This window comes from Saccharomonospora saliphila YIM 90502, from assembly GCF_000383795.1.
Classification (GTDB): domain Bacteria; phylum Actinomycetota; class Actinomycetes; order Mycobacteriales; family Pseudonocardiaceae; genus Saccharomonospora; species Saccharomonospora saliphila.
The window spans coordinates 156103-167147 of the sequence record NZ_KB912656.1 but is presented as its reverse complement, the minus strand read 5'-3'; the positions used below and the strand labels follow the sequence as shown (position 1 = coordinate 167147).

Sequence of the window (11045 nt, the reverse complement as noted above, 5' to 3'; positions counted from 1 at the left end):
CGGCGCAGCACCACCGGCGCGCACACCCCCGGCAGGCGCACATGGGTGCACGAACGCACCCGCTCCGGTTGCCTGCGGTGCGGCGGCCGCGTGCGCACCGCAGCGCAGGGCGAGGGAACGCACGCCCGCACGACCTGGTTCTGCCCCCGGTGTCAGCCGGGGCCCGGGCCCGGCGAGTGAGAGGCGTGTTCGCCGCACGGAAAATCCGTTGCCGCCGCACTCCGGAGCCACCTACCGTGGCAGTACACGAGAAAGGAGGTGGTCCGACAGTGCATAGCTACAGGACTCGTGAGGTGGCTGTCCGCTAGGACAGCGCGCACGGACCACCCTGTGCGACGTGTGCCTGCCGGCGAATACCAGGCAGTCACCGGCCTCCGGCGCTCCCGAGAACCGGTCCGCCTCGGGCCCGAACGGCTGACGACGTTCGGGAGTCGCGCCGGGGGTCTTCTCCGTTCTGCGACGCCGCTGCCCCCCGCCCAGGCCTCTTCCCCGCCCAGCCTCTCCCCGCCCCGGTTCGCGGCGGACGGTTGCGGGATACTCGGGCCGTGTTCTACGACAGGATCGTCCGGCCGGGCCTGTACCGGCTCGGCGGGAACGACGCGGAGGTCGTGCACGAGCGCACCCTCCGCGCGCTGGCCGGGCTCTCCCGTCTCGGCCCGGCGCGCCGCGCCGCGCGCCGCCACTACGGCGCCGACGCGCCCGTCACCGTGTTCGGCATCCGCTTCCCCAACCGCGTGGGACTCGCCGCGGGCATGGACAAGGACGGCCGGGCACTGGCGGCCTGGCCCGCGCTCGGCTTCGGGTTCGTCGAGCTCGGCACGGTGACGCACCGGCCCCAGCCCGGCAATCCGCGGCCCCGGTTGTTCGCGCTGCCCGACAGTGACGCCGTGCTCAACCGGATGGGGTTCAACAACGCGGGCGCCGAGGCGCTGGCCGCACGTCTCGCCGCCCACGGGAGTCGCGAGGTGCCGGTCGGGGTCAGCATCGGCAAGTCGAAGGTCACGCCGGTCGCCGACGCCATCGCCGACTACCGCGCGTGCCTGCGCACGGTGGCGCCCTACGCCGATTACGTCGCGGTCAACGTCAGCTCGCCGAACACCCCGGGGCTGCGGACACTTCAAGACCGGGGTGCGCTGACCGAACTGCTCGCCGAGCTCGCGCGCACGGCCGAGACGCGGGCCGCCGAGACGGGCGGCTCACCGGTGCCGGTGCTGGTGAAACTGGCGCCGGATCTGACCACGGAAGCCATCGCGGAACTGCTTCAGGTCTGCCTGGACCACGGCGTCGCCGGGATCATCGCGACCAATACCACGCTGGCGCGGGACGGACTGGCGCCCACGGATGCCGCTCTGGCCGCCGAGGCAGGCGGGCTGTCCGGGCGCCCGCTCACCGAGCGGGCGCGCGAGGTGGTCCGGTTCGTGCACCGGGAGACCGGGGACCGGCTACCGGTGATCGGAGTCGGCGGCCTCGGCACTCCGGACGACGCCGTGCGCATGCTCGACGCGGGTGCCTGCCTGGTCCAGCTCTACACCGGCTTCGCCCTGCACGGCCCCGGGCTGGTGCGAGGCGTGCACCGCGCGATCGCGGAACGACAGGCTCGTCAGCGCGCGCTGCCCTGAACGCACGCGTCCGGGTAGCGCACGCTGGGCCGTTGCGTGCTGAGGTGGCGCAGGTAGGCACGCCAGCAGCCCCACGCGGTGACGTCGGTACCCCGGGCGGCGACGTCGGGCTCGCACAGCACGCCGAGGTCGCGGCTGCCGTCGGCGAGTTCCACCCCACCGAGTCGCATCGGCGGCCGGAGGTGGGTGGCGAACTCGGCCAGGCCCGCCGGGGAGAGAAGCCACCGTTCGGCGACCAGCCCCACGCCGGTGCCGTCCGGGGCGGCCTCGGTCACGACACCGGCCTCCGGCGGATCGCCGCCGAGCGCGAGCATGCGGTAGCGGGCGGCGGTGGTCACCTGTCCAGCGAACCGGGCCCGCACCCGGTCCAGCTCCGCCTGCCGCGGTTGTCCTCGGAGGAACGCGCCGAAGGCGATCAGCCCCACCCCCACCGTCGGGTAGGGCTGACTCGCCTGCGCCCCGGTCAGCAGGCCCGCGAGATCGAGCACGACCTGGTCGTCGAACGCCTGGGCCACCAGAGCGATGCCGCGTCCCCCTGCGTCCGGCAGGGCGACCGCGGTCGCGTCCAGCTCACCGACCAGCGGCGGCAGCCCCGTCGCCCGCGTCGTCCACGGCACCAGCAGGGCATCGTGGTCACGCAACGCGACCGCAGCCGGGTGGCCACCACCGTGCCGTGTGCCTGGCGCCGTGTCGATCGGCTCCACCAGGGCGCCCGCCGCCCGCAGCGAGGCGATGGTGTCGCCGAAATGCCTGCGGGTCTCGGGCTCGGGCGGATCTCCCTCCAGCGCGGCGACGCGGGGATGCTCACCCGCGCTGAGCGGCGCCCAGTCGGGCCAGTCCCGGCATCCCGGGGCGTCGGCGTCCGGACCGGTGAGCGCGGAGGCGATGCGCTGGCCGACGGCGACGTCACCCGCCAGCACGGAGACGGTGCCCGCGTGCGGCACCAGCCCGCGGGTGGGCACGAACACCACCGCGTCCGGTCCTCGCACGCCGGGTGTGCCGGACACGATCACCGCGTCGGCTCCGTTCCACGGGTCCATACGGGTGAGCCGCCGTCCGTAACCGCCGTCGCCGGGACGGTCGGCGTCCCCCGGCGGCACCTCGGGTTCCCGGCCGGGCTCGGTCGTACCGAGCACGACCGCACCGGCACGGGCGAGTCTGCGGCACAACGGTGCACTGGGCGGTGCGACGACGAGTGTGCCCGCCAGTGGCGGGTTCTGCCCCGCCCGGACCCGCTCGTCCACCGCCTTGGCGTCCACGAGTACGTCCTCCCGCGCCCGGACGGTGATCCCCGGCGCGGAACCGCCGCCCGACCGGGACAAGGTGTCGAACACCGCCGTGACGCGCTGGAAGGACTGGTTCGTGATAACCGGGGGGAGCGGGACCGTGTCGTCGTCGAACAGGAACAGGTTCACGCCGGGCGTCCTTTCGGCTCCGCGAAAGTTCCTCGGCTGAAGAGCTACCCATCCGCGTGGCCGGTCAACCGGATGAGTGGCGCCGGGTGCGGGAAGCGAGCACGCACACCACGTCCGCGGAGCGGGTGCGCGGCAGGGTGGACCGGAGGCAGGCGGCCCCACGGAAGCTGCGCGACGGAGACGGCCCAACGGATGTGGTCGTGACGGAGCTGGCCGTGACAGAGAGGGCCGTGACAGAGCTGGCCGTGACAGAGAGGGCCCGCGCGGACCGGCGCGGGCACCGCGCCGACGAACGGACTAGCGTTCGCCGGACAGCTCGCGCAACGCCGAGGCCAGCCCGGCGAGCCGGTCGGTCGCGTCGGTCAGCGCCTGCCGGGCGGGCTGGATGCCGGAGCTGCTCGCCGCGACCGCCCTGCCCGCGGCGGCGACCAGGGTTCCGTACTCGTCCATGCCGTCGTCGAGCTGTCCCCTCAGCTTCTCGACGGCCGCGTCCAGCGTCCGGCGCTCGTCGTCGGGTGCGGACTCACGGGCGCGTTCGATCGACTCGATCCGCACCGCCAGGGCCCGGAGCGCGGCGGCGGCCTCCGTGGCGGTCGCCCGTGCGTCGGCGACCGAGAACTCGGGCACCGACGTGGACCCGCCGTGCGGCGTCTCCAGCTGCGTGAGCAGGTCGGCGAGCGACTCCTCGCTGCGCTGGAGGAGCTCCATCGGTTCCCGTGCCGCCGAGCCCGGCGCGGGCAGCGCGGGCGGAGTGGAGGGCCGCTCGGGCAGTGGTGTCCGGTTGAGCCTGCGGAGACGCAGACCGGTCCGCACGCCCAGCGTGCCGAACACCAGGGTCGCCGCGATCCCGGTGAACGCGCCCTCGATGCCGTCCGAGATACCCGTGACGCCCAAGTAGCCGACCACCGCCCAGAGCACGCTGAGCAGTGTCGCAACGGTCCACAGCGTCAGCGCGCGCGAGGTGCGGCGCCGCCGCCGTTCGAGCTTGGCGGCGGGGTCGTTCCAGCGTGCCCACTTGTCCCGGATCTCGGCGACCACGGCGGGCTCCGGCGGGGACGACGGCCGCGTGTCACCGGATCGGCGCCGGTCGTCCGCCTGTCCGTCCCCGGTGTACTTCTGGAGCTGCTGCTGTGCTCGCTGGGCGTAGTCGGGCAGCCGCCGTACCGTCTTCTCGAGCTTGGCACCCAGCTCGTTGAAGTCTCGTCCGCCCGACACCGTGACTCCCGCCGTCCCGCCTGTGGTCAGGCCTCGTTCTTCTGGCGCTCGGCTTCCACCCGAGCCTGGATCTCACGCTGCACGTCCGAGGTCGCGGACGAGGACGAAGAGGAGTCCGAGGACGCCGAGGACGCAGCGCCGGTGCCCTGGGACTCGCCACTGGTCACCTGCGCCACCGAGTCGCCGTGCATGGAGGCACGGATCTGTTCGAGCCTGCTGTGCCCAGCGAGCTGGGTCGTGGACTGCTGAACCTCCATCATGCGACCCTGCACCGAGTTCTGGGCCAGTTCCGCGGAGCCGAGCGCGGTGGTGTACCGCTGCTCGATCTTGTCCCGGACCTCTTCCAGCGAGGGAGTGTTCCCGGAGGAGGACAGCTCCGTCATCTGGGTGAGCGAGTCGGAGACCTTCTCCTGCATCTTCGCCTGCTCCAGCTGCGAGAGCAGCTTGGTGCGCTCGGCCAGCTTCTGCTGCAACATGCCCGCGTTGCGCTCCACGGCCTGCTTGGCCTGCTCGGCGGCCTGCAGCGCCTGGTCGTGCAGCGTCTTGAGATCCTCGATGCTCTGCTCGGCCGTGACGAGCTGCGCGGCGAAGCCCTCGGCCGCGGTCTCGTACTCCTGTGCCTTCTGCTCGTCGCCCTTCGCCCGCGCCTCCTCGGCCAGCGTCAGCGCCTGGCGGGTCGAGGACTGAAGCTTCTCGACCTCGCCCAACTGGCGGTTGAGCTTCATCTCCAGCTGGCGCTGGTTACCGATCACCGACGCCGCCTGCTGGGAGAGCGCCTGATGGTTACGCTGCGCCTCCTCGATGGCCTGCTGGATCTGCACCTTCGGGTCGGCGTGCTCGTCGACCTTGGACGAGAACGCCGCCATGAGGTACTTCCAGAACTTCACGAAAGGGTTGGCCATCTCCTCCGCCTGCCTTCTCACGTCCCACGGGTTCCTGAGTGGGTGCGCACCTGCCCGTGTCGTCGAACACGTGACCCCCGTCTGTCGGGTTCCATCGTGTCAGGTCGGCCGCCGCCGCTCCAGGCGACCCCGAAGGATTCCCGGGTTCTCCCCGAGCCCGGCGCCGGTGCCCCGGCCCCGGTCGGCGACGACAGGGCGCACCGGGCCATGACCGGCTCAGGCGGCGAGCACCGCCTTCGACTCCGGCGCCCGGATGGTGGTGCGCAGCGCCGGGGACAGCCGCAGTTCGGTGAGGTCGGTCCCGGCCTGGCCGGACACGAGCTGGCCGCCTTCGAAGCCGCTCGTCGCGTCGTCGGCAGAAGCCTGGCCCGCCATCTCCTCGGCGGGCACGCCGTGGCCGACGTCGGCCGTCTCGACGGTGCCGAGCGCGGAAACGTCGGAGGCGACGTTGTGCAGCAGCTCGCTCAGCGGCAGGTCCAGTGCCTCGCAGATCGAGGCGAGCAGTTCACTGGACGCCTCCTTCTGCCCCCGCTCGACCTCCGAGAGGTACCCCAGACTCACCCTGGCGGCGCGGGAGATGTCGCGCAGCGTCCGGCGCTTGGTGGTGCGGGCATGACGGAGCCGATCACCGATCGCCTCACGCAACAGCACGGTCATCACGCGCCTCCCTTCCCATCTTCAGTCCACGGTACCGACGCCGGGGGACAGAACGCAGGTGTTGACACGACCGTCCGCCCTGAGCGAACGCGCGAGTCACTCCGCGTGTTCCCGGCGCAAGCACCGGTCCAGCTCCTCGAGTGCCCCGGCCACCGCCGCGGCCCGCACCTCCTCACGATCACCCGGACGGTGCAGTGTCCGGGACGTGTGCCCGCGCGGTCCGGCGACAGCCAGGTGCACGACACCGGGCTCCACGCCGTCGGCCGGGTCCGGGCCGGCGACGCCGGTCAGCCCGACACCCCAGTCCGCGGCGCAGCGGTGGCGCGCTCCCTCGGCCAACCGCACGGCGACCTCCGGGTGCACCGCCCCGCATCGGTCGAGCAGTTCCGCGTCGACTCCGGCCAGACTGTGCTTGAGATCCGTGGCGTAGACGACCAGCCCGCCGCGCACGACCGCGCTCGCTCCGGGTACCCCGGTCAGCGCGGCGCACACCAGTCCGGCGGTGAGTGATTCCGCCGTGGCCACCGTCTGCCGTCGGCGGGCCAGGACGGCGATCACGTCCTCCGCGCGTACCGGGGCGGCGGCCGTCACGTCGTCACTCCGCCGACCCGGCGTGGGCGGCCCGGCCGCCCGCGCGCAGCCGCAGGGCGCGAACGAGGTAGTCGAGCCCGGTCGCCACGGTCAGCACCAGCGCCAACCCCATCAGGACCCAGCGCACCGGGTCCAGCCCGGCGGGCAGCGGCAGCAGGAAGCCCGTGATCGCGACGACCTGCGCCGCCGTCTTGGCCTTGCCACCCCGGCTGGCGGCGATCACGCCGTGCCGGATCACCCAGAACCGCAGTCCGGTCACCCCCAGCTCCCGGCCGATGATCAATCCGGTCACCCACCAGGGCAGCTCGGCGAGCACGGACAGGCCAAGCAGCGCCGCGCCGATGAGCGCCTTGTCCGCGATCGGGTCGGCCATCTTGCCGAAATCGGTGACCAGTCCGTACCGGCGGGCCACCCAGCCGTCGATCCGGTCGGTCAGCGCCGCCGCGACGAACACACCCGCGGCGAGGTAGCGCCACACGGTGTCCTGCCCGCCTTCGAGGAGCAGCACGACGACGAACAGCGGCACCAGCAACAGCCGCACGATCGTGAGCACGTTCGCCAGGTTCAACGTGCGCGGGGCCGACGCGCCGGCGGAGTCGTCACCGGCCGCCCCTCGGTCCTCGGCGCGCCCGGTACTCACGGCGCGGAACCCGTGCCGACGTCGGCCACGGCACCGCCGACCGGGCGCACGAGCAGGTCCACGCCCGCGCTGTCGACGACCTCACACCGGAGCAGCTCGCCGACCACGCGTTCGCCCGCGTCCAGCACGACGCACTCCCCGTCGACCTCCGGTGCCTGGTGCCCGGCCCGGCCGGTGACCTCCTCGCCGACCGTCTCGACGAGCACGTCGACCACGGTACCGACGCGTTCCTCGGCACGCTGGGTCGTGAGCTGCTCCACCAGCGCCGACACGCGGCCGACCCGTTCGGCGATGGTGTCGGTGTCCACCTTGTTCTCGAAACCCTCGGCCTCGGTGCCGTCCTCGTCCGAGTAACCGAACACCCCGACGGCGTCGAGCCGCGCCGCGGTCAGGAACCGCTCCAGCTCGGCGACGTCGTCCTCGGTCTCGCCGGGGAAGCCGACGATCACGTTGGTCCGGATGCCCGCCTCAGGGGCGTACTCGCGGATCTGCTCGATCAGCGCGAGGAACGACTCGGTCGAGCCGAACCGGCGCATCCGGCGCAGGACCGACTCGCTCGAATGCTGGAACGACAGGTCGAAGTAGGTCGCCACCCCGGGTGTGGTGGCGATGGTGCGAACCAGATCGGGCCGGGTCTCGGCGGGTTGCAGATAGGACACGCGCACCCGGGCGATCCCCTCGACGGCGGCCAGCCGGGGCAGCAGGGCCTCCAGCGCGCGCGTCCCGCCGAGATCCCGCCCCAGGTCCTTGCCGTAGGAGGTGGAGTTCTCGCTGACCAGATACAGCTCGCGGGCGCCCCGCTCGGCCAGCCACGCGGCCTCGGCGAGCAGGTCGTCGGGGTGTCGCGAGACGAACGAGCCCCGGTACGACGGGATCGCGCAGAAGGAACAGCGGCGATCGCATCCGGAGGCGATCTTCAGCGCGGCGACCGGGGAATCGTCGAGCCGCGACCGCAGCACGCGCGGGCCCCATTCGCCGTGCCCTGGCACCGCGAGGTCCTCGGCGGCGGAGGGGCGCTCCACCGGCGAGAGAGGCAGCAGGGTGCGCCGGTCGGCCGGGGTGTGGGACGACACCGTCCGGCCCTCGGCGACGTCGGCGAGCCGTTCGGCCAGATGCGGGTAGTGGTCGAAACCGAGAACGGCGTCCGCCTCGGGCAGGCTGTCGGCCAGCTCCCGGCCGTACCGCTCGGCGAGGCACCCCACGGCCACGACCTTGGCACCCGTGTCGGAGGCGGCGAGCAACGTGTCCACGGAATCCTTCTTGGCCGACGCCACGAAACCGCAGGTGTTGACCACCACGACGTCGCTGTCCTCCGGGTCGTCGCTCAGCTCCCACCCACCCGTGGTCAGCCGGCCTGCGAGCTCCTCGGAGTCGACCTCGTTGCGGGCGCACCCGAGCGTGAGCAACGCGACGCGGCGCTGCTGTGACAACTCGGCGCTCTCGACGGGCTCTGCGGCAGACACCTGTTCAGGGTAACCGGCGCCACGCCGTCGCCGAGCACACCCTGGACGCGGCGGTGCGGGGCGGCCGCTAGCGTCTACAGATCGTGGACTCACCGCAGGCACCGCTCATCCGTCGCGCGCGCATCGCCGACGTCCGCGGAATCAAGGCGCTGGTCGACGCGGACGCGGGTGAGGTGCTCCTCGAGAAGGAGCTCATCACCCTCTACGAGGACGTGCAGGAATTCTGGGTGGCCGAGCTGGGTGGCGAGCTCGTGGGCTGCGGCGCGCTGCACGTGCTGTGGGAGGACCTCGCCGAGATCCGCACGGTCGCGGTCGACCGGGCGGCACGCGGGCACGGCATCGGGCACGCCCTCGTACGACGACTGATCGACCACGCCCGCGAGCTGGGCCTGACGCGCCTGTTCGTGCTGACCTTCGAGACCGCGTTCTTCGCCCGCCACGGGTTCGCCGAGATCGACGGAACACCCGTGCCGCGCGAGGTGTACGAGCAGATGCGGCGCTCCGCCGACACCGGCGTCGCGGAGTTCCTCGACCTGCCGTTCGTGAAACCGAACACGCTGGGCAACACCCGAATGCTGCTCCACCTGCACGACACCACGCCCTAGCTCCGAGTTGCCCCTTCCAGGCGCGCGAGTTGCCCCTTCGGGGTGCGCGAGTTGCCCCTTCCAGGTGCGTGAGTTGCCCCTTCCAGGTGCGCGAGTTGCCCTCTCCACCCCCGTCCGGGGTGCCGCGAAGCCGGCCCTCCGTACGTCCGTGCCGGCCTGCCGACGGCGTTGCCGACGTGCGCTCACACGAACAGGCGCGCCCAAATGACGGGCGCCCCGGAGGTAGTGCGACCCACTCGGCGGGACCGAGGAGCAACTCGCGGGACCGCGAGGACTCACCGCGGGCCGAAAAGGGCAACTCGCGAACACACAAAGGCAACTCGCGGGCCCACAAGGGCAACTCGCGGGGGTTACTGGTCGGGTGGGGTGTCGCCTCGGATGGTGGCGAGGACGGTGGGGAGGTCGTCCGGTTTGGCGAGCACGTCGCGGGCCTTGGAGCCCTCCGAGGGGCCGACCACGCCCCGGGTTTCGAGCAGGTCCATGAGCCTGCCCGCCTTGGCGAAACCGACCCGCAGCTTGCGCTGGAGCATCGAGGTCGAGCCGAACTGCGAGGTCACCACCAGCTCGGCGGCCTGCAACAGCACGTCGAGGTCGTCGCCGATGTCCGGATCGATCTCCTTCTGCTCGCTCGCCTTTCCCGCGGTGACACCCTCGGCGTAGTCGGGCTCGGCCTGCTCCTTCGTCGCGCGGACCACGGCCGCGATTTCCTCGTCACTGACGAACGCGCCCTGGACGCGGCTGGGTTTGCCCGCGCCCATCGGCAGGTACAGCGCGTCACCCATTCCGATCAGCTTCTCGGCGCCCTGCTGGTCGAGGATGACCCTCGAATCGGTCAGCGACGAGGTGGCGAACGCCAGCCGGGACGGCACGTTCGTCTTGATCAGGCCGGTGACCACGTCCACCGACGGACGCTGGGTGGCCAGCACGAGGTGAATGCCCGCGGCGCGGGCCTTCTGGGTGATGCGCACGACGGCGTCCTCGACATCCCTCGGCGCGGTCATCATCAGGTCGGCGAGCTCGTCGACGATGGCCATGATGTACGGGTACGGCCGGTACTCCCGCTCGCTGCCCGGTGGCGCGACGATCTCGCCGGAGCGCACCCGGGCGTTGAAATCGTCGATGTGGCGCACCCGGTTGGCCTGCATGTCCTGATAGCGCTGTTCCATCTCCTCCACCAGCCACGCCAGCGCGGCGGCGGCCTTCTTCGGCTGGGTGATGATGGGCGTGATCAGGTGCGGGATGCCCTCGTACGGGGTCAGCTCGACCATCTTCGGATCGATGAGGATCATGCGGCACTCGTCGGGCGTGGCGCGGGCCAGCAGCGACACCAGCATCGAGTTGACGAAGCTGGACTTGCCCGAGCCGGTGGAGCCCGCGACCAGCAGGTGCGGCATCTTGGTCAAATTCGCGGTGACGAAACTGCCCTCGATGTCCTTACCGAGACCGATCACCATCGGGTGGTCGTCGGTGGCCGCCAATGGGGAGCGCAGCACGTCGCCGAGCCGGACCATTTCGCGGTCGGTGTTGGGCACCTCGATTCCCACGGCCGACTTGCCCGGGATCGGCGCGAGCAGGCGGACGTTCTCGGTGGCCGCCGCGTAGGCGATGTTCTTGGTGAGCGCGGTGATCTTCTCGACCTTCACCCCCGGCCCCAGCTCGACCTCGTAGCGGGTCACCGTCGGCCCGCGGGTGAAACCGGTGACCTGCGCGTCGATCTTGAACTGCTCCAGCACCCGGGTGATCGCCGCGATCATGGCGTCGTTGGCCTTGCTGCGGGCCAGCGGAGCGTCGCCGAGCACGAGCAGGTCGGCGGAGGGCAGGGTGTAGTCCCCCTCCACGGTGCGGGTGACCGACAGCGGCGGCTCCTGCTCCGGCCGCGGGTTCTCGGGCACCGCGGCGGGCCCGGCCGTGCGGCCCTTCCCGGACGGGACCTCGGCG

Annotated in this window: 11 protein-coding genes; 3 read left to right on the top strand and 8 right to left on the bottom strand. The window is 72.1% G+C overall.

Features of this window, described 5'->3' with window-relative positions:
- Together SACSA_RS26730 and SACSA_RS0109770 are read left to right on the top strand one after the other, a co-directional pair.
- A partial coding sequence (locus SACSA_RS26730; RefSeq protein WP_332253375.1) for a zinc finger domain-containing protein occupies positions 1-180 on the top strand: 180 nt, incomplete at its 5' end.
- Between the two features lie 365 nt (positions 181-545).
- Positions 546-1619 carry a quinone-dependent dihydroorotate dehydrogenase gene (locus tag SACSA_RS0109770; protein WP_019815459.1) on the top strand — a complete coding sequence of 358 codons (1074 nt, stop codon included), beginning with the start codon at positions 546-548 and terminating at the stop codon, positions 1617-1619.
- On the opposite strand, the gene SACSA_RS22295 is transcribed toward SACSA_RS0109770, so the two are convergent.
- From SACSA_RS22295 to rimO, 7 genes are all read right to left on the bottom strand, one after another.
- Entirely contained in the window at positions 1601-3034 is a 1434-nt protein-coding gene (locus tag SACSA_RS22295; protein WP_019815457.1) for an allophanate hydrolase-related protein, read from the bottom strand. The two genes, SACSA_RS0109770 and SACSA_RS22295, sit on opposite strands and share 19 nt — an antisense overlap.
- Before the next feature lie 297 nt (positions 3035-3331).
- Positions 3332-4249 carry a phage shock envelope stress response protein PspM gene (gene pspM, locus SACSA_RS0109760; RefSeq protein WP_019815455.1) on the bottom strand — a complete coding sequence of 306 codons (918 nt, stop codon included), beginning with the start codon at positions 4247-4249 and terminating at the stop codon, positions 3332-3334.
- A gap of 26 nt (positions 4250-4275) precedes the next feature.
- Positions 4276-5151 carry a PspA/IM30 family protein gene (locus SACSA_RS0109755; protein ID WP_019815452.1) on the bottom strand — a complete coding sequence of 292 codons (876 nt, stop codon included), beginning with the start codon at positions 5149-5151 and terminating at the stop codon, positions 4276-4278.
- Positions 5152-5367: 216 nt separating this feature from the next.
- A complete protein-coding gene (locus SACSA_RS0109750; protein ID WP_019815450.1) occupies positions 5368-5808 on the bottom strand; it encodes a helix-turn-helix domain-containing protein in 441 nt (146 codons plus the stop codon).
- Between the two features lie 96 nt (positions 5809-5904).
- Positions 5905-6399: a CinA family protein gene (locus tag SACSA_RS22290; RefSeq protein WP_019815447.1), complete on the bottom strand. Its 495-nt coding sequence runs from the start codon at positions 6397-6399 to the stop codon at positions 5905-5907.
- Between the two features lie 4 nt (positions 6400-6403).
- Positions 6404-7039 carry a CDP-diacylglycerol--glycerol-3-phosphate 3-phosphatidyltransferase gene (gene pgsA / locus SACSA_RS0109740; RefSeq protein ID WP_019815445.1) on the bottom strand — a complete coding sequence of 212 codons (636 nt, stop codon included), beginning with the start codon at positions 7037-7039 and terminating at the stop codon, positions 6404-6406.
- Positions 7036-8502: a 30S ribosomal protein S12 methylthiotransferase RimO gene (rimO, locus tag SACSA_RS0109735; protein WP_048876596.1), complete on the bottom strand. Its 1467-nt coding sequence runs from the start codon at positions 8500-8502 to the stop codon at positions 7036-7038. Before rimO ends, pgsA begins: the two co-directional genes overlap by 4 nt.
- Positions 8503-8585: 83 nt before the next feature.
- Here rimO and SACSA_RS0109730 point away from each other — a divergent pair, with 83 nt between their 5' ends.
- Positions 8586-9107 (top strand): amino-acid N-acetyltransferase, encoded by a 522-nt coding sequence (locus tag SACSA_RS0109730; RefSeq protein WP_019815443.1) that lies wholly within the window; start codon positions 8586-8588, stop codon positions 9105-9107.
- A gap of 350 nt (positions 9108-9457) precedes the next feature.
- On the opposite strand, the gene SACSA_RS22285 is transcribed toward SACSA_RS0109730, so the two are convergent.
- The coding region (locus tag SACSA_RS22285; RefSeq protein WP_048876595.1) for a DNA translocase FtsK at positions 9458-11045 on the bottom strand (1588 nt) is incomplete at its 5' end.